Source organism: Pandoraea iniqua, assembly GCF_902459685.1.
Lineage (GTDB): Bacteria > Pseudomonadota > Gammaproteobacteria > Burkholderiales > Burkholderiaceae > Pandoraea > Pandoraea iniqua.
On the sequence record NZ_CABPSF010000006.1, the window covers coordinates 296,653 to 320,536 of the forward strand.

Below are 23,884 nucleotides of genomic sequence, written 5' to 3' on the forward strand. Positions count from 1 at the left end.
GGGTGATTACATCAGGATGATGTCGTACTGATCTTGGTGGAACGACGACTCCACCTGCAACGAAATCGGCTTGCCGATGAAGTCGATTAGCATGGCGAGGTGTTGCGATTCCTCTTCGAGGAACAGGTCCACCACTTCCTGCGAAGCGATCAGACGGAATTCGCGCGGATTGAACTGACGCGACTCACGCAGAATTTCGCGCAGGATGTCGTAGCACAGCGTGCGCGGCGTCTTCACCTGCCCCTTGCCCTGACAAATTGCACACGGCTCGCACAGCACGTGGGCCAGCGATTCGCGCGTGCGCTTGCGCGTCATCTCCACCAGTCCGAGTTGCGAGAAGCCGTTCACCGTAATGCGCGTGCGATCGCGCGACAGCGCCTTCTTCAGCTCAGCGAGCACCGAGTCGCGATGATCGGCGCTTTCCATGTCGATGAAGTCGATGATGATGATGCCGCCCAGATTGCGCAGGCGCAGCTGGCGCGCGATCATCAGCGCCGCTTCCAGATTCGTCTTGAAGATCGTGTCGTCGAAGTTGCGCGCACCGACATAGCCGCCGGTGTTCACGTCGATCGTCGTCATCGCTTCGGTCTGATCGATCATCAGATACCCGCCCGACTTGAGATCCACGCGGCGCGAAAGCGCGCGCTCGATTTCCGTTTCCACGTTGTACAAGTCGAACAGCGGCCGCTCGCCCGTGTAGTGCGTGAGCTTGCTCAGCACGGCGGGCGTGTAAATGGCGGCAAAGTCGGCGAGTTTCTGGAACGTTTCGCGCGAGTCGACCAGAATCTTGCCGGTTTCCTCGTGCACGAAGTCGCGCAGCACGCGCTGGGCCAGATTCAGATCCTGATACAGCAGCGAGGGCGCCGGCACGCGGGTGCTCTGCTCGCCGATGGTCTGCCACGACTTGCGCAGATAGGCGATGTCGTTGGCCAGCTCGGCATCGGCCGCGTCTTCCGCGATCGTGCGCACGATGAAGCCGCCTTTTTCGTCAGCGGGCACCAGCGCCTGAATCTTGCTGCGCAGTGCCTCGCGCTCCGCTTCGCTCTCGATGCGCTGCGAGATGCCGATATGCGGCTCTTGCGGCAGATACACCAGCGTGCGCCCGGCGATGCTCACCTGCGTCGACAGCCGTGCGCCTTTCGTGCCGATCGGGTCCTTGATGACCTGCACCATCAGCGTCTGGCCCTCGAACACCGTCTTCTCGATGGGCGGTTGCGGGTGCGGCACCGACGTATCGTTGCTCGTGCGGGGATGCCAGATATCGGCCACGTGCAGGAACGCGGCGCGCTCCAGACCGATATCGATGAATGCCGATTGCATGCCGGGCAATACCCGCACGACTTTGCCCAGATAGATGTTGCCCACGAGGCCACGTGACAGCGTGCGCTCGATGTGCAGCTCCTGCACCGCGCCGATTTGCATGAGCGCTACGCGCGTCTCTTGCGGCGTGATGTTGACCAGAATGTCTTCGTTCATAAAGTGTCGACCAGACTCAAATTCTTGGGAATTCGGTACGCGTCAGAAGTCGACGCCCGCTTGTCGCAGCAGCGCAGCGGTTTCGCAGAGCGGCAGGCCCATGATGCCGGAATAGCTGCCGTCGATGCGCATGACGAATTCGGCGGCCTTGCCTTGAATACCGTAAGCGCCGGCTTTGCCCATGGCTTCGCCCGACGCGACGTAACGTTCGATTTCTTCCGTGCGCAGCGGCCGGAACCAGACATGCGAGATATTCACCGCCTGACGAATCTGATCCCCCGTACACACCGCCACGGCGGTGAGCACACGGTGGCGCGTACCAGAGAGGCGCGAGAGAACCGCACGCGCATCGGCGTCGTCGAACGGCTTGCCGAGGATCGTGCCGTCGAGGCAGACCGTGGTATCGGCGGCGAGGATAGGGGCGTCGGGCAGGCCGGCGCGGGCGAGCCGGGCGATGGCAGCTTCGGCTTTCGCGCGGGTCACGCGCTGGACGTAATTGTCGGGCGGTTCCCCGGGCAGGACGGCTTCGAGCGCTTCGGCGTCTTCGTCGGCGGAGGGGAGCAGCAGTTCGAAACGCACACCGAGTTGGTGCAGCAGCTCCTGACGGCGGGGACTTTGCGAAGCGAGATAGATATACGGCATGGGCGGCTTGGCTTGAAATCGTCCAGCCCGGCGCTCGAAAGGGAATTCGGGCTGCACCGGGCCGCTTGGTAGGCTGGGCGAAGGGAACGCCCTATTATGCCGCCTTGCGCCCCCGCCCGCCAGTTTCAGGGGGAGAGAGACCCCCTCACCCCAACCGCCGATCTTCAGGCGTCGGCGAGAAAATCAGCGCCGATCAGGTCGATACGATCGGTGCAGATGGCATCGACGCCCCAAGCAGCCAGTTCCCGGGCACGGGCCGGGTCGTTGACCGTATAGACCAGCATTTGCAGCCCGGCGGCCTTGATCTCGGCGACTTGCGGGCCGTCGAGGTGCTTATGGCTGGCGTGCAGCGACACGGTGGCAAGCGCCTTCGCGTCGTCGCGCCAGTGGGCCGGCACGGCTTCGTAGAGCATCCCACGGGGCAACTCGGGGGCGGCCTTGGCGGCGGCTTCGATGGCTTCGTAAGAGAACGACGAGAGAAGCGGCGGCAGGCCGTGTGCAGGCCACAGCGCTTGCACAGCCTGTGCGACGAGCGTGCCCGTCTCGACTTCCCGCCCCGGACACGGCTTGATCTCAACGTTGGCGGCGAGACCGAGCGCCTGACAGCGCTCAGCCACCTGCGCCAGCGTGGGCATCACCTGCCCGGCAAAGCGCTCGTCGAACCAGGCGCCGGCGTCGAGCTTCGCGATCTCGTCGTAGGTCATCTGCGCGGCGGCACCGTGGCCGTTGCTGGTGCGATCGACCGTATCGTCGTGCAGCAGAAAAACGACGTTATCCGCCGAGAGCTTGGCGTCGAACTCGACCATTTGCAGGCCGAGCGAGGCGCCCGTCTCGAACGCCGCCAGTGTGTTCTCGGGGGCCAGTTTGCCGCCCCCCCGATGAGACACGATGCGCGGGTACGGCCACGCGCGCCACAAATGAGAAGGCGTTGCGCTTTCGCTCATGCTTCGACTCGCTTGCCGGTGGACGGATCGAACAGGTGGAGTGCCTTTGCCGAGATGGCCAGCGGCACCACCGTGCCTGCCGCCGGACGCAGCTCGTGCGGCAAACGCACGGTGATGTGCTGATCGCCCCAGCGGCCGTGCGCCAGATTATCGGCACCCAGCAGTTCGAGCTGATCGACCATGACATTCGTTTGCGCCGCGAATGCGCCGATGCCGTTCGGCTGTTCCGCCGGCACCAGATGCTCAGGACGCACGCCCAGCACCAGTTCGCGATTGGCGTGCGCCATGCTCGTGGGCGGCAGGCGCAGCGATGGGCCGCCGCCGTCCACTTGGAACGAGCGGCCTTCCGTATCCACACGGCCCTTGAGCAGGTTCATCGCGGGCGAGCCCATGAAGCTGGCGACAAACAACGACGCCGGGCGCTCGTACACGTCCGAAGGCGTGCCGATCTGCTCCGCGTAGCCCTTGTTCATCACGATCACGCGATCGGCGAGCGTCATGGCTTCGACCTGATCGTGCGTGACGTACAAGCTGGTCGTCTTCAGGCGGCGATGCAGGCGCTGGATTTCCAGACGCATCTGCACGCGCAGCTTCGCGTCCAGATTCGAGAGCGGCTCGTCGAACAGGAACACGGCCGGCTCGCGCACGATGGCGCGGCCCATGGCCACGCGCTGGCGCTGACCGCCCGAGAGTTCGCGCGGACGGCGCGCGAGCAGCGGTTCGAGTTCCAGAATCTTCGCAGCCGCCATGACGCGCTCGTCGATGGTCTTCTTGTCGATGCCGCGAATCTTCAGGCCGTACGACATGTTCTGACGCACGTCCATGTGCGGATACAGCGCGTAGTTCTGGAACACCATCGCGATGTTGCGATCCTTCGGTTCCAGTTTATTCACGACTTGCGAGCCGATCAGGATGCTGCCTTCGCTGACCGATTCGAGACCGGCCACCATGCGCAGCAGGGTCGACTTGCCGCAGCCCGACGGGCCGACGATGACCACGAATTCGCCGTCCTGAATGTCGATGTCGACACCGTGCAGGATGTAGTTCGTCTGGTCGTAGGTTTTCTTGACGCTATGGAGTTTGAGATTTGCCATGATTACTTTTCCGAATCGACCAGACCGCGCACGAACCAACGCTGCATGAGCAGCACCACAGCGAGCGGCGGGAGCATCGCGAGTAGCGTGGCGCTCATCACGAGCTGCCATTGCGTGGCGGTATCCCCGCTGCCGATCATGCTCTTGATGCCCACCACGGCCGTCGTCATCGACGGGGCGTTGGTCACCAGAATCGGCCACAGGTACTGATTCCAGCCATAGATGAAGGTGATGACGAAGAGCGCCGCGATGTTCGTCTTCGAGAGCGGCAGCACCACATCCACGAAGAAGCGCATCGGGCCGGCGCCATCGATGCGCGCCGCTTCCACGAGTTCATCGGGCAGCGTCATGAAAAACTGCCGGAACAGGAACGTGGCAGTGGCCGATGCGATCAGCGGCACCGTCAGACCGACGTAACTGTTGATGAGCCCGAGGCTCGAGATCACCTGCACCGTCGGGAAAATACGCACTTCCACCGGCAGCATCAGCGTGACGAAGATCAGCCAGAAGAACAGGTTGCGCAGCGGGAAGCGGAAATACACGATGGCGAAGGCCGACAGGATCGACACCGAGATCTTGCCGATCGTGATGACCAGTGCCATCAGCAGGCTGTTGCCGAGCATCAGGCCGAACGGCATCGCCGAATCGCCCGTGCCCCGGCCCCACACCGTGCTGAGGTTATCCAGCAGGTGCGTGCTCGGAATGAGCGACAGAGGCACGTTGAAAATTTCGCGCTCGTTCATCGTGGCGGCGACGAACGCCACGTAGAGCGGAAAGACCACCAGCAGCACGCCGATCACCAGCATGACGTGGCAGAAGATGTCCAGGCCGCGACGGTTCTCGATCATGCGTATTGCACCTTGCGTTCGATGAAGCGGAACTGCACGACCGTGAGCACGATGACGATTGCCATCAGCACCACCGACTGGGCAGCCGAGCTACCGAGGTCGAGCCCCTTGAATCCTTCCGAGTAGATCTTGTAGATGAGCGTCATGGTCGACTGGCCGGGGCCGCCGCCGGTGGCGGCATCGATCACCGGGAAGGTGTCGAAGAACGAGTACACGAGGTTCACCACGAGCAGGAAGAACGTGGTCGGCGAGATCAGCGGCAGCACTAACCCGAAGAAACGCCGCACCGGACCGGCACCGTCGATGGCCGCGGCTTCGACCAGCGAGCGCGGAATTGCCTGCAAGCCGGCGTAGAAGAACAGGAAGTTGTAGCTGATCTGCTTCCAGATCGACGCGAGCACGACCAGGAACATCGCCTGACCGCCGTTCAGCGCGTGGTTCCATTCCACACCGAGTTTGCCGAGCCCGTAGGTCACGAGGCCGATACTCGGGTTGAACAGGAAGGCCCACAACACCGCCGCAATCGCCGGGGCGACCGCGTACGGCCAAATGAGCAGTGTCTGGTACACGCGCTTGCCGCGCGTGACGCGATCGGCCATGGCGGCGAGCAACAGCGAGATCACCAGCCCGCACACGGTCACCAGACCGCTGAAAATCATCGTGGTACGAAACGACGCGAGATAGAGCGGGTCGCTCCAGAGCGCGGAGAAGTTGTCGAAGCCGACGAACTGGCTGGAAAGCCCGAACGCGTCCTGCGTCGATGTCGATTGCCACAGGGCCTCGCCCGCGGGCCACAGAAAGAACACGACGGTAATGAGCAGCTGCGGAGCGACGAGCGCGTAGGGCAGCCAGCCGGTACCGAAGCGAGGGCGTTCTCTTGAGTTGTGCGCCATAACGATTTGAACCAATGAAAAAAACGCCAACCCGGCCCGCATGGGCGGGCCGGGTGGCGTCATTGTAACGTCACGGTCACATTCGCCGATGCACGAAATACGCGTGCATCGCTGTCAGTGCCGTGTGCGGGGTAGCGCTTAGCTTCCCGACTTTTCGAAGCGGCGCAGCAGGTCGTCGCCACGGGCCACCGCCTTATCCAGCGCGGCCTTCGGCGTTTGCTTGCCGCTCCACACGCCTTCGAGTTCTTCGTCGATCACCGTACGGATCTGCGGCATGTTGCCCAGACGCAGGCCACGGGTGAACGGCAGAGGCGGCTTGTTGAGCATCTGCTTGATGGCCATGTCGGCGCCCGGGTTCTTCGCGTAGAAGCCTTGCTTCTCGGTCAGTTCGTAGGCGGCCTTGGTGACCGGCAGGTAGCCCGTGTCCTGGTGCCACTTCGCGGCCACGGCCGGCGAGGTGAGGTAGTTCAGGAACTTGGCCACGCCCTTGTACTCGGCCGACGACTTGCCGGCGAGCACCCACAGGCTGGCGCCACCGATGATGGCGTTCTGCGGGGCACCCTTCACGTCCGCGTCGTACGGCATCATGCCCACGCCGTAGCTGAACTTGGCGTACTTGGCGATGTTGGCGAGTGCGCCCGAGGTGGTCATCGCGATACCGCAGTCGCCGCTGTAGAACTTCGAGGTCACTTCATCCTTGCGGCCCACATACGTGAACGTGCCTTCCTTGGCCATGTCGGCGAGGAACTGGATGTGCTTGGTTTGCTGCGGACCGTTGAAGACCAGCTTGGCATCAAGACCGTCGAAGCCGTTGTTCTTCGTCGCGAACGGCAGGGCTTGCCATGCGCTGTAGTTCTCGAGCTGCGTCCAGCTCTGCCAGCCCATCGTGAAACCGCACGACAGTCCGGCGGCCTTGAGCTTGGTGGCGTCGGCCTTCACATCGGCCCACGTCTTGGGCGGGGTGTTCGGATCGAGGCCCGCCTTCTTGAAGGCGTCTTTGTTGTAGTACAGCACCGGGGTCGAGCTGTTGAACGGCATCGACACGAGGTGATTGGTCTTGCTGTCGGCGTAGTAGCTGGCCACGGTCGGCACGAAAGCCGATTCGTCGAACGGCTCGCCGGCGTCCTTCATGACTTGCCAGACCGGCTTCACAGCCTTCTGGGCCTGCATCATCGTGGCCGTACCCACTTCGTACACCTGCAAAATTGCGGGGGCGTTGCCGGCACGGAAAGCAGCGATGCCTGCGGCCAGGCCCTGCTCGTAGTTGCCCTTGTAGATCGGAACGATCTTGTAATCGCTTTGCGAGGCGTTGAAATCGTTGGCGATCTGGTTGACGCGCTCGCCAAGTGCCGATTCCATCGAGTGCCAGAACTGGATCTCAGTGGCGGCCAGTGCCGACGTGCTCATGCCGAGTGCCAGGGCCGCACCGACGCCGGCCAGGGCGAGCGTGCGCAGGGAAGGTTGCTTCATGCCAATCTCCGGTGGTTCACGAGAAGTCTTGTCTGTTCGCGGTGCGAACGGTATAGCGCCGCGTAGACTACCACGCCGTCGTGTTTTTTCCACCCGCAGTGCAGCACCGTTTGTTGTATGGCGGCGTCTCGGCCGGGATTGACAGAATTTTGGAATTCACCGGCGCGCTATGCCCGCAGGCGCGGGGCGTGGCATTGGCCTGAAGCCGCAGCCAAGCACAACGCGCCGTTGCACTGCACAAGCATTTTTGACTTATTTCTGACTTATTTGCCCGTGAGGGCGCAGGGGAGGCTGGGGCGGCGTCTAGACCCGATGATACGGATGATTCGCGTTGATGCTCCACGCGCGGTAGAGCTGTTCGGCGAGCAGCACCCGCACCATGCCGTGCGGCATCGTGAGGCTGGACAAGCGGATGAGCGTATCGGCACGGGCCTTGAGGGCCGGGTCGAGCCCGTCGGCACCGCCGATCACGAAGGCGACATCGCGGCCGTCCTGTTGCCAGCCGGTGAGCGACTGGGCGAGGCGCATCGTGGTGAGATCCGTGCCGCGCTCGTCCAGGCAGATGAGGCGGCAGCCGCGCGGCAGGGCCGCGTCGATGCGCTGGGCCTCGGCGGCCATGACAGTCTCAGCGGTGCGGGAGTTGGAGCGTTGCTCCGGCTTGATTTCCTTGAGCTCGATGCGCAGCTCGGGGGGCATGCGCTTCGCGTACTCGGCAAAGGCGGTCTCGATCCAGCCGGGCATCTTGTGCCCGACCGCGAGAATGTACAGACGCATGACAGCGAAACCGGCGGGTCTTACTTGGCGGCCTTGCGGCGTGCCGGTGCCTTGGCTTCGGCGGCGTCGTCGCCGTCGTCTTCCGCTTCGCCGTCATCTTCGGCGCTGGCCTTGACGCCGGCCTTGGTGCCCGCAGCCTTCAGGCGCACGGGCTTCTCGCCCCAGATTTCTTCCAGGTTGTAGTACTGGCGCAGGGCCGGTTGCATGATGTGCACGATGGCGTCGCCGGTGTCGACCAGCACCCATTCGCCCACGTCTTCGCCTTCCATGCTGATGACGTCGCCGCCGGCCGCCTTGACCTTGTCGCGCACGCTGGCGGCGAGGGCCTTGGTCTGGCGGTTGGACGTACCGCTGGCGATGATCACGCGCTCAAACAGGGCGGTGAGGTGCTCGGTGTTGTACACCTTGATGTCCTGAGCCTTGACGTCTTCGAGGGCGTCGACGATAAGGCGCTGAAGTTTACGAATATCCATAGTGCGTTGTCTTGGTGAAGCAGAGGCAAACAGGGGCGCGAGACGGCGGGCCGCTAGGGCTTGTCAGGCGCGATACAGGTGTTGCGCGCGGATGTACTCCCACACGGGTTCGGGCAGATTCGCAGGCCGTGAGGCCGCGTCTGACGCGTGCGCCAGTGCGGCGCGCAACTCGGTGGCGGAGATGTCGACGGCCAGTGAGTCGTCGATCAGGATGCCGCCGCATGGCGTGGATTGTACCCCGAGCGCGGACTTTTCCCTTTCAGCGAAGACTTGACGCAGTGGCAGGGACGCCGTTTCGCGGCTGAAACCCGGTCGTGCCGCCGCACATACGTGGGCGTAATCGAACAGTTCGCGCCAGGCGTGCCACGTGTCCAGACGCACCAGCTGGTCCGAGCCGATCAGCAACGACAGCGACGTTTGGGGCCCGTAATCGGCGCGCAACTCGCGCAGCGTGTCGACTGTATAGCTGGGGCCGGCCCGCTCGATTTCGCGGGTGCTCACGATCAGTTGCGTGGCGGGATGCGTGCGTTGCAACTCCTCCGCCAGCAATTCGGCGGCCAGCCGGGTCATCGCCAGACGGTGCACGGCGGGCGTGCTGCCCTGCTTTTGCGGCTGTTGGCCGGCAGGCATCAGCAGCAGCTCGTCGAGTGCTAGCGTGCGGGCAAACAGGGCGCCCAATGCCAGATGGCCGGTGTGAATCGGGTCGAAGGTGCCGCCGAGCACGCCGATGCGCTTGGGGCCACGGGCGGCGGGAGAGGTTGCGGTCATTCGTGGGTCGCCTTTACACCCACTCGCGACGCACGAGGAAATCGGTATAGAGCTTGGCTTCCGGGGTATCCGGCTCGGGCTTCCAGTCGTAGTGCCACTTCACGATCGGCGGCATCGACATCAGAATCGACTCGGTCCGGCCGCCCGATTGCAGGCCGAAATGCGTGCCACGGTCCCAGACCAGATTGAATTCGACGTAGCGGCCGCGGCGATGCGCCTGAAAATCGCGCTCGCGCTCGCCGTACGGCATGCCACGGCGGCGTTCCACGATCGGCACATACGCGTCGAGGAAGGCGTCGCCCACGCTTTGCATGACCGCAAAGCCGGTTTCGAAGCCGCCGCCCGAGAAATCGTCGAAGAAGATGCCGCCGATGCCGCGCGGCTCCTGCCGGTGCTTCAGATAGAAGTACTCGTCGCACCAGGCTTTGAAGCGCGGGTACCAATCGGTGCCGAACGGATCGAGGGCGTCCTTGCAGGTCTGGTGGAAGTGCCGGCAGTCGTCTTCGAACGCGTAATAAGGCGTGAGGTCCATGCCGCCGCCGAACCAGAACGCCGGGGCTTCGCCGGGGGCGGTCGCGATCAGGATGCGCACGTTGAAGTGCACGGTCGGGCAATAGGGATTACGGGGATGCAGGACGAGCGAGACGCCAAGGGCTTCGAAACCGCGTCCGGCCAACTCGGGGCGCGAGGCGCTGGCCGAGCCGGGGAGCTTGTCGCCCACCACATGGGAGAAGTTCACGCCGCCGCGCTCGAAGAAATCACCGTCGTCGAGCACGCGGGTGCGCCCGTCGCCACGCAGCGCACCGTCGGCCGGGCGTTGCCAGTCGTCGGCGAGAAAGCGCTTGCCGTCGAGCCGTTCCAGCGTTTCGACAATACGGTCTTGCAGACCGAGCAGATAAGTTCGCACTGCGCCGGTGTTCGGCATCTGTGCGGCGTCGTTCGCCGTCGTGCTCGCGGTCATCCTTCTACGTCCCGTTTTGGTAATAGACGGATTGTACCGGCTGGCGGGCGTTCGGGGGCGCCAGACGGGGCGCCGGGGCGGCGTTTATGCCGCCCGGATGACCCGTATCAAGGTGATGGTGTGACTTTCGGGACGTTCGCGAAGCCCGTCCCACGCTTCAGGGTGCCAGTCAGGGTGCCAGTCAGGGCGCCGGTGCGTTCGGCCGTGAACCCGCCGGTGCGGCATTGCCCGTGCCGATGATCGGCGCGTTTGCGCTGGCGTTGCCGCCCCCCACGTCCGCCGGCGGCGGCATGAGTATCTGGCGCGGCGCGGGTACCGGCCAGTGCGCCGTACCGCCCACTTCCGCAATCGCCCGGTTGGTGTCGAAATACACCTGCCAGTAATCGCGGTTATGGCAGTACGGACGCACCGCGAGCACCGGCCCGGCTGGGTTGAACTCCAGAATGGCGACGTCCACAGCGGGCGCGCTCATCACATTCGGAATCTGGGCGATACGCGCCTTGAGCCGCGTGACGGCGTCCTGCACGTCGACCGTATGGGCGAGCTGTGCGCTCAGATCGACGCGACGGAACGCGTTGGCGTCGTAGACCGTGATGTTGTCGCTAAACACCTTCGTGTTGCCCACGTAGACGCGCAGGTTGTCCGCCGTGGTCATCGTCGTGACGAACAGGCCGATCTCGTCGACGACGCCGGTTACACCGCCGGCGCTGATCATGTCGCCCGTCTTGAACGGGCGCAGCACGATCAGGAAGATGCCCGAGGCAAAGTTCGACAGCAGTCCTGACCATGCCGCACCGATGGCGATGCCGGCAGCGGCGAGCAGCGCCGCGAACGACGTGGTTTCGATGCCGCAGACGCTCAGGATGGTGATGACCAAGGCGATGCGCAGAGCAATGCGCAGCGACGATTCGGAGTAGCGGACGAGGGTGGGATCGATGGCCCGGCGGGTCATCGCGGCACGCACGAGGCGGGCGACCAGATTGATGACGATGCCACCGATGATCCAGATGACAACCGCCATCAGAATCTTCAGTCCGAACGGCACCAGATAATCGTTGACCAGCTTGTTGAGGTCGAACATACGCGTCTCCGTCGAGCGAGGGATCTGTCGGGAAAACTGCTGGGTTCCGCCGAGGCTGGCCGGAGAGGCGACCGGGGACGTATGCCACGCATTCCATCGTGGAACTACGCAGGTTGCGCCGCTGCCAGCGTGCCAAGTTGCGTTTCGCTTGTCAATCTCGCCGATGGGATAAGGGATAGCGAAATGACGCCGATGTGGCTGACCCGTCACGTTCCAACGATGTCTCGCTTGAAATGACAACGGCCCGGACGACTTGTGATCGTCCGGGCCGTGGGGCATCAAGGTTTTGGCACCTTATTGCAGCACCTCAATACAACACAATCAGGCAGTGCCTTCCGGCTTGCGCGCGAGGGCGCGGTTGCCGATGTCGTGGCGATATTGCATGCCGTCGAAGCTGATCTGGTTGACCATCTGGTACGCCACGCTTTGCGCGCCGCGCACCGTGTCCGACAAGCCGACCACGCACAGCACGCGTCCGCCGGTGACCGACAGCACGTCGTTCTCCAACTGCGTACCGGCATGGAACGTCACGCAATCGCTGGTCTCGGCGGGAATCTCCGAGATGCGATCGGCCTTGCGGGGGTTATCCGGGTAGCCGTAAGCGGCGAGCACCACGCCCAGCGCATAGCGGCGGTCCCAGTCGAGTTCGACCTTATCGAGCGTGCCGGCAATTGCGTGCTCGACCACCACCGAGAAGTCGCCCTTCAGGCGCGCCATGATCGGCTGCGTCTCGGGGTCGCCCATGCGGCAGTTGAATTCGAGCGTCTTGATATTGCCTTGCGGGTCGATCATCAGGCCGGCGTACAGAAAACCCGTGTAGCGAATGCCATCGGTTTCCATACCGCGCACGGTCGGCAGAATGATCTCGCGCATCACGCGGGCGTGAATTTGCGGCGTGACGATCGGCGCGGGCGAGTAGGCGCCCATGCCGCCCGTGTTCGGGCCCTGATCGTTGTCGAGCAGGCGCTTGTGATCCTGCGACGTGGCGAGCGGCAGCACGTTCTTGCCGTCGACCATGACGATGAAGCTGGCTTCTTCGCCTTGCAGGAATTCCTCGATGACCACGCGCGCACCGGCGTCGCCGAGCTTGTTGTCCGCGAGCATCGCGTCCACGGCGTTGTGCGCTTCTTCCAGCGACATCGCCACGACCACGCCCTTGCCGGCAGCCAGACCATCGGCCTTGATCACGATCGGCGCACCCTTGGCGTCGATGTAAGCATGGGCCTTGGCCGCGTCGGAGAACGTTTCGTAATCGGCGGTCGGAATGCCATGGCGCTTCATGAACGCCTTGGCGAAGTCCTTCGACGATTCGAGCTGCGCCGCTTCACGCGTCGGGCCGAACACCTTCAGGCCACGGGCACGGAAGATGTTGACGATACCGGCGGCGAGCGGTGCTTCGGGGCCGACCACGGTGAGGGCGATGCCTTCACGAATGGCGAATTCGGCGAGCACGTTCGGATCGCTGATCGGGACATTGCGCAGGCGCTCGTCGAGCGCCGTGCCGCCGTTGCCCGGGGCGACGTAGACCAGTTGGATGCGCGACGATTGCGCGAGTTTCCACGCCAGGGCGTGTTCACGGCCACCCGAGCCGACAACCAGAATCTTCATGCTTGTTTATTCCTCGATGACGGCGTTGGTAAAGACTTCCTGCACGTCGTCGAGGTTTTCGAGCGCGTCGAGCAGCTTTTGCATCTTCACGGCGTCTTCGCCGGTGAAGACCACTTCGGTTTGCGGCTTCATGGTGACTTCCGCGACTTCGGCCTTCAGGCCGGCGGCCTCCAGCTTGGTCTTGACCGTCTGGAAGTCGTTGGCCGGGCAAATCACTTCGAAGCTGCCGTCGTCGTTGCTGATGACGTCATCGGCACCCGCATCGAGGGCAACTTCCATCAGCTTGTCTTCCGGCGTTTCCGGCGAGTACAGGAACTGACCGCAGTGCGTGAACAGGAACGCCACCGAGCCGTCGGTGCCCATGTTGCCGCCGAACTTCGAGAAGGCGTGACGCACTTCCGCGACCGTACGCACACGGTTGTCCGTCATGGTGTCGACGATCACGGCCGCGCCGTTGATGCCGTAGCCTTCGTAGCGAATTTCTTCGTAGTTGGCGCCGTCCAGACCGCCCACGCCGCGATCGATCGCGCGCTTGACGTTGTCCTTGGGCATGTTGGCGTCGGCAGCCTTTTCCACGGCCAGACGCAGGCGCGGGTTGCTGTCGGCGTCACCGCCGCCCAGACGCGCTGCCACGGTGATTTCCTTGATCAGGCGTGTCCAGACTTTACCGCGCTTGGCATCTGCCGCAGCCTTCTTGTGTTTGATGTTGGCCCATTTGCTATGACCCGCCATGAAATTCTCCGTCGTGCCGCAGTGCGGCTGAATATGCTGCCGGCCGGCGCAATGCCGCGCGGCCAACCTTTGAAACGGGAGCGCCCGCCACCGAAGGGCAGCGGGCGCTTGACAGGCATAGCCCTCGGCCTGCGAGGCCCGGGCGGCAACCTGCCGCTATAATCGGAGGCAATTTTATCATGCCGCCGCACCGTGCCACGGGTGTTTGCTGCGCCGTGTCACGACCCGCGCCGTGTCTACTGCCGAGGTCGCTCATGCCAAAGAAGCCCGCGCCGTCGCAAGCGTCGCCGTCCCCCGCATCTGCTTCAAGCGCTACTTCCCGCTCTGCATCTCCCATTGAATCCGCCTCATCCTCCGGCGCTGCCGGGGCGCATGAAACCGGGGCACCACTCGTCATCGCCCGTAACGACCAGCACGTGCTCGGCCTGCTGCCCGCCATGGGCAACCGCCACGGCCTGATCACCGGCGCGACCGGCACGGGCAAGACCGTCACGCTGCAAGTCATGGCGCAGGCCTTCTCCGATATCGGTGTGCCCGTGTTTCTCGCCGACGTGAAGGGCGATCTCACCGGCATCACGCAACCGGGCGTAGAGACTCCCAAGCTCAAGGAACGCATCGCGAATCTGGGCTTCGATACTCCAGACTGGCACGGCAGTCCCGCCATGCTCTGGGATGTGTTCGGTGAGCAGGGCCATCCGGTGCGTGCCACCGTCTCCGATCTCGGCCCGTTGCTGCTCGCGCGCCTGTTAGGCCTGAACGAGACGCAGACGGGTGTGCTCAACCTCGTATTCAAGATTGCCGACGACAACGGTCTGTTGCTGCTCGACAGCAAAGACCTGCGCGCGATGCTCCAGCACGTGGGCGAGAACGCGTCGAGCTTCACGACGCAGTACGGCAATATCTCGGCCGCATCGGTCGGGGCGATTCAGCGCGGGTTGCTCGCGCTGGAACAGCAGGGCGCCGACAAGTTCTTCGGCGAACCGATGCTCAACATCGACGATTTCATGCAGACCGATGCGCAGGGGCGCGGCATCGTCAACATTCTCGCCGCCGACAAGCTGCTCACGGCGCCGCGCATCTACGGCACCTTCTTGCTGTGGCTGCTGGCCGAATTGTTCGAGCGCCTGCCCGAGGTGGGCGATCCCGACAAGCCCAAGCTGGTGTTCTTCTTCGACGAGGCGCATCTGCTGTTCAACGAGGCACCGAAGGCGTTGCTGGAGCGTATCGAGCAGATGGTCCGCCTGATTCGCTCGAAGGGTGTCGGTGTGTACTTCGTCACACAGAATCCGGTCGACGTGCCCGACACCGTGCTCGGTCAGTTGGGCAATCGCGTGCAGCATGCGTTGCGCGCCTATTCGCCGCGCGACCAGAAGGCCGTGAAGGTGGCCGCGCAGACGATGCGGGCGAACCCGTCGCTCGATATCGAGAAGGTCATTGGCGAGCTGGGTGTGGGCGAGGCCTTGGTGTCGCTGCTCGACGAAAAGGGACGCCCGACCGTGACGGAACGTGCTTATATCGCGCCGCCCGCGTCGCGCATCGGGCCGATCACGCCGCAAGAGCGGCAGGCGGTGATGGCGAACTCGCTGGTGGCGGGGGTGTACGAGACGGCGGTCGATCGCGAGTCGGCTTACGAAAAGCTCGTGGGCCGCACGGACGACCGCCAACCGGACGCACCGGGCGGCGCCGCCTCGACGGGCGGCGAGTCGTCCGGCGGCGGTTTGCTCGATGCCGTGAAGGATTCGCTTGGCGGTCTGCTCGGCGGGGGCAGTGGCAGCACTGGCGGCGCTCGCGGTTCAAGCCGCAAGGACACGCCGATCGACGCCATGGTCAAGAGCACCGCCCGCACCATCGGCAGTCAGTTGGGACGCGAAATCGTCCGCGGCGTACTGGGCAGCATCTTTGGCGGCAATCGTCGTAGGTAGTCGTCGCTGGTAGTCGTTACCGGCTGTCACCGGTCGCCATCGGTATGCATCGTTGATAGCAATCAGGCCACTCGCGAGTGGCCCGCATCACCCTGACAACAATAACAACGAAGGAGTCTGCGCTTCCCGATGTCACTGAAAACCTCGCTTGACCCGGTGCGTACCGGCGTTGCTCACGATCCGCTGTGGCTGCGCGCGGCGCCGCTGATCTTCCTGTTCCTGTGGTCGGTCGGCTTCACGGTCGCCAAGATCGGCCTCGCGTACGCCGACCCGCTCACGTTCCTCGCCCTGCGCTACGGGCTCGTGCTGGTGCTGCTCGCGCCGCTTGCCATCGTGATGCGGCCGCCCTTGCCGAAGACTGCGGCGGCGTGGGGACATCTCATCGTCATCGGGCTGTTGATTCAGGCGTTGTATTTCAGCATGACGTACCTCGCGCTACGCATTGGCGTTTCGGCGGGCAGCGTGGCGCTGATTACGTCGCTGCAACCGATTCTCGTGGCGCTGGCGGTGCCGCATCTGGTCGGCGAGCGTGTGAGCGGGATGAACTGGATCGGTCTGGGGCTTGGGCTGGCCGGGGCGGCGCTGGTGATCGTGGCGCGCTCGGCAGTAGAAGCGACGTCGGCACTCGGCCTGCTGTTTACCTTCATCGCATTGGGGGCAATTACCTGCGGCACGCTGTACGAAAAGCGCTTCGGCGTCGGGCAGCACCCGATCACGTCCAATCTCGTGCAATACGCCGTGGGCTTCGCCGCGACGTTGCCGCTGGCATGGTGGCTCGAACCGATGCACGTCTCATGGACGTGGCAACTCAGCCTCTCGCTCGTCTACCTTGTCATCGGTAACTCGATCGTGGCCATCTCGTTGCTGCTGGCGATGATCCGGCGGGGCGAAGCGTCACGCGTCTCGGCGCTGTTCTTTCTGGTGCCGCCCGCCGCGGCACTGGCCGCGTGGATCATGGTCGGGGAACACATGCCGCCACTCGCGTGGGGTGGGATGGTGCTCGCCGCCATCGGCGTGGCGATGGCGACGCGGCGCAAGGCGCGCTGACGGAGGGAGCAGGCCTTAGTTCTTCGTGCCGAACAAACGGTCACCGGCATCACCCAGACCCGGGATGATGTAAGCGTGGTCGTCCAGACGCTCGTCGAGCGACGCCACGTACAGCTTCACGCCCGGGTGCGCGTCGTGCAGCACCTTCACGCCTTCCGGGGCGGCAACGAGGGCGAGGAAGGCGATGTTCTCTTCCTCGACGCCGCGCTTGCGCAGCACGTCGACCGCATGCACGGCCGAGTAGCCGGTGGCGACCATCGGATCGCACAAGATGAAACGGCGGTCAGCCACGTCGGGCAGGCGCACCAGATACTCCACCGGACGATGTTGTTCGTCGCGATACACGCCGATATGACCGACGCGTGCCGACGGCACCAGATCGAGCAGGCCGTCGCTCATGCCCACGCCTGCGCGCAGCACCGGCACGATGGCCAGCTTCTTGCCGGCGATGACGGGGGCGTCCATGGTGACCATCGGCGTCTCGATCGACTCGGTCGTGAGCGGCAGGTCGCGGGTGATTTCATAGCCCATGAGCAAGGTGATCTCGCGCAGCAGGCCACGGAACGTGCGCGTCGAGGTTTCCTTGTCGCGCATGTGCGAGAGCTTGTGCTGGATCAGCGGGTGATCGCAGATGAAGAGATTCGGGAAGCGATTATCTTGTTTCATGGCAGCATTCTGAGGCAGGGCCGGTGTGGCCCGCATGGCCGCGATTTTAGCCGATGCCGGCTACGGCGGTCCGGCTTTCGACTCCACGCACCCGAAATGCCGCCCATCACGCCGCGCGTCAGCGGCCATCTCCCGATTCCCTTAGAATCGCTGCAAGACGGCTCGCAGGGCCGTATTTCCACGAATTCGCGACTGACTTGGAAGGCTGAACCATGGATCTGGGAATCAAGGGCCGCACGGCGCTGGTGTGCGGTGCGAGCAAGGGGCTGGGGCGCGCCTGCGCACAGGCGCTGGCCGAAGCGGGCGCCGATGTGGTGATCGTCGCGCGCACGGCCGCAGCACTCAACGAAGCCGCGGACGCGATCCGCACCTCGACGGGCGTGAAGGTAACTGCCGTCGCCTGCGACATCACGACGCCGGAAGGCCGTGCACAGGCACTCGCCGCGTGCGCGCAACCCGACATTCTCGTGACCAACGCGGGCGGCCCGCCGCCGGGCGATTTTCGGGAGTGGCAGCGCGACGACTGGATCCGCGCGCTCGACGCCAACATGCTCACCCCGATCGAGCTGATCAAAGCAACCGTCGACGGCATGATCGCGCGCCGCTTTGGCCGCATCGTGAACATCACGTCGTCGGCCGTGAAGGCGCCGATCGACATTCTGGGCCTCTCGAACGGCGCCCGCTCGGGCCTGACGGGCTTTGTGGCCGGCTTGTCGCGCACGACCGTCGCCCATAACGTCACGATCAACAATCTGCTGCCGGGCGCGTTCGATACCGACCGTCTGGCCGGCACGATGAAAGCGTGGGCGGACAAGAGTGGCCAGTCGGTCGACGAAGCCCGTGCCAAGCGGGCCGCCGCGATTCCCGCGCGCCGCTTCGGCCAGCCGGACGAATTCGGCGCGACGTGCGCGTTCCTTTGCAGCGCGCAGGCCGGGTACATCACCGGGCAGAACGTGCTGATCGACGGCGGCGCTTATCCCGGTACTTTCTAGGCAGAGACTTCCCACATGACCGTAACTACCGTCACGAGCGCACCGAAAGTTCGCATCGCCCTCATCGCGCACGACAAGAAGAAAGATGAAATTCTGGCCGTCGCGCGCGATTACGTGGACGTGCTGCGCCAGTGCGACCTCGTCGCCACCGGCACCACGGGCGGGCGCATCGCCACGGAGCTGGGACTCGACGTGGAGCGCAAGCTCTCCGGCCCGCATGGCGGCGATCTGCAAATCGGCGCCCAACTGGCCGAAGGCCGCGTCGACATGGTGCTGTTTCTGCGCGACCCGATGACACCCCAGCCGCACGAACCGGACATCAATGCGCTCGTGCGCGCCTGCGACGTACACAACGTGCCGTGCGCGACCAATAGTTCGACGGCGCGCCTGTTGCTGGAGCAGTTGATCATTCGTCTGGCTGCCCAGCCCAAAGCGCTGGCGACCTGATCGTCGCGCGCACGGCAGGCAACCGATATCCCCAGAACAAACCCCCGAAGTATCAAGGAGCGAGGATGACAAAAGCGATCCGCATCGAAACGAATGGCGGTCCGGAAGTGATGCAGTACGTGGACGTGCAAGTCGGCGAGCCGGGCCCGGGTGAGGCGCGTGTGCGTCACAACGCGGTCGGGTTGAACTACATCGACGTGTATTTCCGCACCGGCCTGTACCCGCAGCCGCTGCCCGCCGGACTCGGCATGGAAGCCTCTGGCGTGGTCGACGCCGTGGGCGAGGGCGTCACCCATGTGAAGCCGGGCGACCGCGTGGCATACGCCAGCCGCCCGTGCGGTGCCTATTCTCAGGCACGCGTCATGCCGGCCGCGCCGCTCGTGCGCCTGCCCGACGCGATCACCGACGATCAGGCCGCCGCCATGATGCTGCAAGGCATGACCGCGCAATACCTGCTGCGTCGCACGTATCCGGTGAAGGCCGGCGACACGATCCTGATTCACGCGGCCGCCGGCGGCGTGGGGCTGATTGTGTGCCAGTGGGCCAAGGCGCTCGGCGCGACGGTGATCGGCACGGTCGGGTCCGACGAGAAGGCCGCGCTGGTGCGCCAGCACGGCTGCGATCACCCGATCGTCTATACGCGTGAGAACTTTGTCGAGCGCGTGAAGGACATCACGGGCGGCGAAGGCGTGCCGGTGGTGTACGACTCGATCGGCAAAGACACCTTCATCGGCTCGCTCGACTGCCTGCGCCCGCTCGGCACGATGGTGAACTTCGGTAATGCCTCGGGCCCGGTGACACAGATCAACACGGCCGATCTGGTCTCGCGCGGCTCGCTGTTCTTCACGCGTCCGACCTTGTTCAACTACACGGCCAAGCGTGCGGATCTCGAAGCGACGGCCAACGAGTTGTTCGAGGTGGTCGCCAAGGGCACCGTGAAGATCGAAGTCAACCAGCGTTATGCGCTGGCCGACGTCGCTCAGGCGCATCGTGATCTCGAAGCGCGCAAGACGACAGGCTCGACGCTGCTGATGCCGTAATCGGGGCCTCCGGCCTCGGGGCATAAAGAAAAGGGACGCCGGTGGCGTCCCTTTTTCGTTGGTGCTGGCGCCGCCGCCGTTCAGGCGCGCTGCGTGAAGATGTGCGCGCGGGCGTCCTCACGGACGTCGACGGGCAGGCGCCCGACCAGCCAGTGCACCACCATCCCGATAATCACCACGTCGTCGAGCAGGCCAAAAACCGGCACGAAGTCGGGAATCAGGTCGAACGGGCTGAGCAGATAGACGACCAGTGCCGCCACGGCAGGCAGCAGCCAGCGTGGCCGGCGCGGGTCGCGCACGGCGCGCCAAAGAATACGGAAATCGTGGCGCGCCAATTGCCACAGACGCAGAAAACGTTTCACTTGCAGACTCCCAAAGCAGATGTCACGACGGGGAGGCGGTTTTGCAGAATTACGTGCTTAACCGACGCAAACGTCGAAAACGTCGCAAACGTCGTATAACATCGTTCAAAGTGTTGAGAATGATACGCGCAAGCGATGTTTCTTGCTGATAGGCATGGGCACGCACTACGCGTTACAAAAGACTTCGACATCGCTGCGTCGCTACGGTTTCATCTTGCTGAAGTGTTTGCCGGGCAAGTGAGGAAACGGCAGCTTTCGCGATTGCGGCGTAACAGGGGCGGCGGGATAATTTGCCAATCGCCGTGGTCTACCCCTTTTTCCCTCCTAGCGGACGCATCCAACGCCACTATGACCGACGCTCAAGATCCGAAATCGCCGCAACAGCCCCCCAAGCCCGAGTCAGACGCGACCAAGAGCGCAGCCAAACCAGCAACACCTGCCACCCCGGAAACCTCATCGAGCGCCTCGACAACCTCGACTGACTACGTTGAAGGTGCGACACCGGCCTCGCCGCGTGCGACCGGCAAACCTGTCGGCGGCACGGCAGAGGGTTCTGCCGACATGCCGCCCAACCCCGACACGCTGACCCGTCCGGTACATCAGCCGGAACCGGGCGCCTCGGCCGATGCGCAGGCCGAACAGCCGCAGCCGCCGGCCAAGACAGCGAGTGCGGCCGCAACACCTGCCGCTACACCGACCACGCCGACTACGCCGACTACGCCCGCGGCGCCCGTCGTCGGTCAGCAGCCGATCGCTGAAGTCGCGTCCGACCGCAATCCGATCGGTGCGCCGGCTGCCGCGTCGCGCGAAGACGTCAAGGCGGCGGGCGTGGGCAGCGCTGGCGGGACGATTGGCTCCGGCACTGGCGCGACGTCTGCCTCGTCGGGCGGCGCGGGTGGCTCAGGCAGCTCAGGCGGCTCCGGTGGCTCCGGTGGCTCCGGCGGCGGCGAACCGCCCCATCAACCCACCTTCGGCGGCAGCGCGCCGCGCCCCGGCAGCCCTGCGTCGATGGGCGGTGCGCCGTCGTATCTGCAAGCGGGCGATTCGCCGTGGTCGGTCCTGCGACGCATCATGGGCGCACGCTTCCGTGCGTGGTACGACCGCGCCGGTCAGCGCATCACGCAGCGCACGCTAAAGATCGGCATTTCCGCGCGGATCTTCCATCCGGAGCCCGGCAACAAGGGCCTGCGCAGCAAAACCCTGCAATACCTTGAAGAATCCATCGCGCACTGGGTGATGTCGCGCGACGTGCTGGTGTTCATGATTCCGACGGTGGATACACAAGGCCAGCTGCACCCGAGCCATATCCGCCTGCACGACTACGCCAAGCATCTCGACGGTCTGGTGTTGCAGGGTGGCGCGGACGTTGCGCCGCTCACGTATTCGGAAGTCGCCACGCGCCACGAATGGCAGGGCGACCGCATGCGCGACATGTACGAACTGGAGCTGCTGCACGAATTTGTCGAACAAGGAAAGCCGATTCTCGGCGTTTGCCGTGGCTGCCAACTGATCAACGTGGCGTTCGGCGGCACCTTGCACCAAGACATCGCCACCGATTTGCCGGAAGCGATTCCACACGTGACGGAAACGTACGAGCACAATCGCCACACGTTGACCTTCCCCGAAGGATCGTCGCTCGCGCAGATGCTCGGCCCGGTCGATGTGCCCATCGTGAATTCGATTCACCACCAGTCGGTCAAGACGCTGGGGCGCGATCTGAGTGTGGAGGCGATGTGTGCGGAAGATGGCGTGGTGGAAGCCATTCGCTATCGCAAGGCGCCGTTCGTGATGGGTCTGCAATGGCATCCGGAGTTTCACCGTGCGGGTGGCCCGGAGTTTCTGGATTGCACGCCGGTGCTGGACAACTTCCTGCGTGCCGCGCGCGAGACGCGCTTCTGATGGGTTGTTGATGCGCTGATTTCACATCGATGTGGAAATAGAAAAAGGGCAGCCGAGGCTGCCCTTTCTCATGTCGAGAGCGCTGCGATACTGCCGGCAGCGCTCTGTCCGCGTCGATTAGAAGCGGTGACGGATGCCCGTGCCCACAACAGTTTGCGAGCTGGTCGACGACATACCGCCGGCGGCGCCGACACCAGCTTGCAAGCCCGTGCCTTCGTTGTCGGAGATATGTTGGTACGAACCGGTCAGGTACACGTCGGTACGCTTCGACAGACGGTAGTCAGCTTGCAGCGTAACGGTGTGGAACTTCGGCTTCTGATCCGTCGAATCTTGCTTGGCCATCGTGTACGTGTACGCGGCCGACAGCGAGACTGCCGGGGTCAGCATGTAGCGACCGTTGATTTCGAAGTTGTCGAACTTCAGACCGTCGTTGTTGAACGACACAGCCGTGCTGTTGTAGTTCAGGCCCGACAGACCTTGCAGTTGCGTGTGGGTGTACACCAGGCCGACCGTAGCCGGGCCGAAGGCGTAGTTACCACCGATACCCCAGACGCGTTGCTTCTGCGACTGGAACACCGAGTCACCGCCGTTCGACGTGTCGACAGCGCCCGAACCGTTGTTGTTACCCGGATTGCCTTGGCGTTCCAAGTAAGCAGCAGCCACCGTCAGCGGGCCGTTTGCGTAGTTCACGCCGGCGCTGAATGCACGGTTGTTGGCGAAGTCACCCGCCTTGTTCGAGAAGCCATACAGGCCGCCGAACGTCAGGCCGTTGTAGTTGGCGCTCGAGTACTTGACCGAGTTGTTCACACGGAACGAGTTGTTCGTGTTGTCGTTATCGTACGGGTGCGAAGCGATCGTGCCGCCGAACGACGAACCGTTCAGGGTCAGCGGTGCCAGGTAGTCAACCAGCGAGTCGTATTGACGACCGATCGTCACGGCGCCGAACTTGTCGTTCTGCAGGCCGACGAAGGCTTGACGACCGAACATGCGGCCGTTTTGGCCCGACTGACCGTTGTTGATCGAGAAACCGTTTTCCAACACGAAGATGGCCTTGTTACCGCCACCCAGGTCTTCCGAGCCCTTCAGGCCCCAACGGCTGCCGTTGATCAGGCCGCTCGTTGCGCGGAAGTTCTTCGAACCCGAAGCCGCCGACGTGGTGGAGTTGCTCGTGTAAGCAACGCCAGCATCGATCAAGCCGTACAGCGTGACGCTGCTTTGAGCATGCGCGGCAGTCGCCGAGAACGCGCCGACAACGGCTGCGGCAAGAAGAGTTTTTTTCATGGTTTAAGCTCCAGTAACGTGACACGAATCGCAGAATTCGCGTGAAAACAGAACGCGGCGAAACAGAACATGTCGAGGTGACGGTTTGTCATTCGCGGACCCGATCAGGTATCGGCACTGTTCTGCTGACAGGGGGCAGTGTATGAGTGGGCATCACTCCCGCCTATTTCAGAATCCGCAAGAATCTATTTCACTTATGAAAAGAATCATCTCGATGTGTCGTAAAGCGTTGTGTGGCAAGGGATTGGCTTGATTAAGCCTAGGCCAGAAATGGCAATGCAAGCGGTGTGTGTTGCTCTCGGGACACAGTGTTGCGGGGATGATGAGGCGGCTGCGAAGCGTTACCAGCACTGGATTTGCGCGCGACACGCGTGATTTGAATTGGTTCCCGCGCTGCGAATTCATGCGGAACTGCCGTCTTGCGCGAGCGGTGCATCGCATTGAAATCGAACCGAACGACGCTG

The 23,884-nt window shown here is 63.7% G+C and carries 23 protein-coding genes; 6 read left to right on the forward strand and 17 right to left on the reverse strand.

All coding sequences use genetic code 11. The annotated features are described in order from the left end of the window. Nucleotides 1-6: 6 nt before the first annotated feature. The 14 genes from rng to PIN31009_RS20780 form a co-directional block, all read right to left on the reverse strand. Nucleotides 7-1,476 (reverse strand): ribonuclease G, encoded by a 1,470-nt coding sequence (rng, locus tag PIN31009_RS20715; protein ID WP_058375729.1) that lies wholly within the window; start codon nt 1,474-1,476, stop codon nt 7-9. Between the two features lie 42 nt (nt 1,477-1,518). Next, complete coding sequence (locus PIN31009_RS20720; RefSeq protein WP_087691445.1) at nt 1,519-2,118, reverse strand: Maf family protein; 600 nt, start codon at nt 2,116-2,118, stop codon at nt 1,519-1,521. A 164-nt stretch (nt 2,119-2,282) separates the two neighbouring features. Further along, the gene (ugpQ, locus tag PIN31009_RS20725; protein ID WP_150791447.1) at nt 2,283-3,062 is read right to left on the reverse strand and encodes a glycerophosphodiester phosphodiesterase; all 780 of its coding nucleotides are present in this window, start codon (nt 3,060-3,062) and stop codon (nt 2,283-2,285) included. Beyond that, nucleotides 3,059-4,156, reverse strand: a complete 1,098-nt coding sequence (locus tag PIN31009_RS20730) for a sn-glycerol-3-phosphate import ATP-binding protein UgpC (RefSeq protein ID WP_058375726.1) — start codon at nt 4,154-4,156, stop codon at nt 3,059-3,061. The genes ugpQ and PIN31009_RS20730 overlap by 4 nt, the downstream gene beginning before the upstream one ends. Before the next feature lie 2 nt (nt 4,157-4,158). Beyond that, a complete protein-coding gene (gene ugpE / locus PIN31009_RS20735) occupies nt 4,159-5,004 on the reverse strand; it encodes a sn-glycerol-3-phosphate ABC transporter permease UgpE (protein ID WP_058375725.1) in 846 nt (281 codons plus the stop codon). After that, nucleotides 5,001-5,897 carry a sn-glycerol-3-phosphate ABC transporter permease UgpA gene (gene ugpA / locus PIN31009_RS20740; protein ID WP_150686054.1) on the reverse strand — a complete coding sequence of 299 codons (897 nt, stop codon included), beginning with the start codon at nt 5,895-5,897 and terminating at the stop codon, nt 5,001-5,003. Before ugpA ends, ugpE begins: the two co-directional genes overlap by 4 nt. Before the next feature lie 138 nt (nt 5,898-6,035). Then, complete coding sequence (gene ugpB, locus PIN31009_RS20745; protein ID WP_150686055.1) at nt 6,036-7,367, reverse strand: sn-glycerol-3-phosphate ABC transporter substrate-binding protein UgpB; 1,332 nt, start codon at nt 7,365-7,367, stop codon at nt 6,036-6,038. 303 nt (nt 7,368-7,670) lie between these two features. After that, entirely contained in the window at nt 7,671-8,141 is a 471-nt protein-coding gene (gene rlmH, locus PIN31009_RS20750; RefSeq protein ID WP_087722468.1) for a 23S rRNA (pseudouridine(1915)-N(3))-methyltransferase RlmH, read from the reverse strand. A gap of 20 nt (nt 8,142-8,161) precedes the next feature. After that, nucleotides 8,162-8,614: a ribosome silencing factor gene (gene rsfS / locus PIN31009_RS20755; RefSeq protein ID WP_087691450.1), complete on the reverse strand. Its 453-nt coding sequence runs from the start codon at nt 8,612-8,614 to the stop codon at nt 8,162-8,164. Between the two features lie 63 nt (nt 8,615-8,677). Beyond that, nucleotides 8,678-9,382 carry a nicotinate-nucleotide adenylyltransferase gene (locus tag PIN31009_RS20760; RefSeq protein ID WP_150686056.1) on the reverse strand — a complete coding sequence of 235 codons (705 nt, stop codon included), beginning with the start codon at nt 9,380-9,382 and terminating at the stop codon, nt 8,678-8,680. Nucleotides 9,383-9,395: 13 nt separating this feature from the next. After that, a complete protein-coding gene (hemF, locus tag PIN31009_RS20765; RefSeq protein WP_150791448.1) occupies nt 9,396-10,343 on the reverse strand; it encodes an oxygen-dependent coproporphyrinogen oxidase in 948 nt (315 codons plus the stop codon). Nucleotides 10,344-10,524: 181 nt separating this feature from the next. Continuing rightward, on the reverse strand, nt 10,525-11,424 hold the full coding sequence (locus PIN31009_RS20770) for a mechanosensitive ion channel family protein (RefSeq protein ID WP_246185782.1): 900 nt from the start codon (nt 11,422-11,424) through the stop codon (nt 10,525-10,527). 321 nt (nt 11,425-11,745) lie between these two features. Next, the gene (purD, locus tag PIN31009_RS20775; RefSeq protein ID WP_087691453.1) at nt 11,746-13,032 is read right to left on the reverse strand and encodes a phosphoribosylamine--glycine ligase; all 1,287 of its coding nucleotides are present in this window, start codon (nt 13,030-13,032) and stop codon (nt 11,746-11,748) included. Between the two features lie 6 nt (nt 13,033-13,038). Continuing rightward, nucleotides 13,039-13,764: a YebC/PmpR family DNA-binding transcriptional regulator gene (locus tag PIN31009_RS20780; RefSeq protein WP_150686058.1), complete on the reverse strand. Its 726-nt coding sequence runs from the start codon at nt 13,762-13,764 to the stop codon at nt 13,039-13,041. 437 nt (nt 13,765-14,201) lie between these two features. On the opposite strand from PIN31009_RS20780, the gene PIN31009_RS20785 reads away from it, so the two are divergent. Further along, the gene (locus PIN31009_RS20785; RefSeq protein WP_246185788.1) at nt 14,202-15,686 is read left to right on the forward strand and encodes a helicase HerA-like domain-containing protein; all 1,485 of its coding nucleotides are present in this window, start codon (nt 14,202-14,204) and stop codon (nt 15,684-15,686) included. Between the two features lie 129 nt (nt 15,687-15,815). After that, nucleotides 15,816-16,733 (forward strand): DMT family transporter, encoded by a 918-nt coding sequence (locus tag PIN31009_RS20790; RefSeq protein ID WP_058375714.1) that lies wholly within the window; start codon nt 15,816-15,818, stop codon nt 16,731-16,733. Nucleotides 16,734-16,748: 15 nt separating this feature from the next. Here PIN31009_RS20790 and upp read toward each other — a convergent pair whose 3' ends face one another. Next, nucleotides 16,749-17,399 (reverse strand): uracil phosphoribosyltransferase, encoded by a 651-nt coding sequence (gene upp / locus PIN31009_RS20795; RefSeq protein ID WP_058375713.1) that lies wholly within the window; start codon nt 17,397-17,399, stop codon nt 16,749-16,751. A 212-nt stretch (nt 17,400-17,611) separates the two neighbouring features. Here upp and PIN31009_RS20800 point away from each other — a divergent pair, with 212 nt between their 5' ends. The 3 genes from PIN31009_RS20800 to PIN31009_RS20810 all read left to right on the forward strand — a co-directional run bounded on the left by PIN31009_RS20800 (nt 17,612) and on the right by PIN31009_RS20810 (nt 19,878). Further along, a complete protein-coding gene (locus PIN31009_RS20800) occupies nt 17,612-18,391 on the forward strand; it encodes an SDR family oxidoreductase (RefSeq protein ID WP_150791450.1) in 780 nt (259 codons plus the stop codon). Nucleotides 18,392-18,406: 15 nt separating this feature from the next. Beyond that, entirely contained in the window at nt 18,407-18,838 is a 432-nt protein-coding gene (locus PIN31009_RS20805; protein ID WP_087691456.1) for a methylglyoxal synthase, read from the forward strand. A gap of 65 nt (nt 18,839-18,903) precedes the next feature. Next, nucleotides 18,904-19,878 (forward strand): quinone oxidoreductase family protein, encoded by a 975-nt coding sequence (locus PIN31009_RS20810; RefSeq protein ID WP_150791451.1) that lies wholly within the window; start codon nt 18,904-18,906, stop codon nt 19,876-19,878. An 80-nt stretch (nt 19,879-19,958) separates the two neighbouring features. Here PIN31009_RS20810 and PIN31009_RS20815 read toward each other — a convergent pair whose 3' ends face one another. Continuing rightward, complete coding sequence (locus PIN31009_RS20815; RefSeq protein ID WP_150686062.1) at nt 19,959-20,240, reverse strand: YkvA family protein; 282 nt, start codon at nt 20,238-20,240, stop codon at nt 19,959-19,961. 561 nt (nt 20,241-20,801) lie between these two features. Between PIN31009_RS20815 and PIN31009_RS20820 the strand changes: the two genes are divergently transcribed. Continuing rightward, entirely contained in the window at nt 20,802-22,139 is a 1,338-nt protein-coding gene (locus PIN31009_RS20820) for a gamma-glutamyl-gamma-aminobutyrate hydrolase family protein (protein WP_425495506.1), read from the forward strand. A gap of 117 nt (nt 22,140-22,256) precedes the next feature. Here PIN31009_RS20820 and PIN31009_RS20825 read toward each other — a convergent pair whose 3' ends face one another. Beyond that, a complete protein-coding gene (locus tag PIN31009_RS20825) occupies nt 22,257-23,420 on the reverse strand; it encodes a porin (RefSeq protein WP_058375708.1) in 1,164 nt (387 codons plus the stop codon). Between the last annotated feature and the right edge of the window lie 464 nt (nt 23,421-23,884).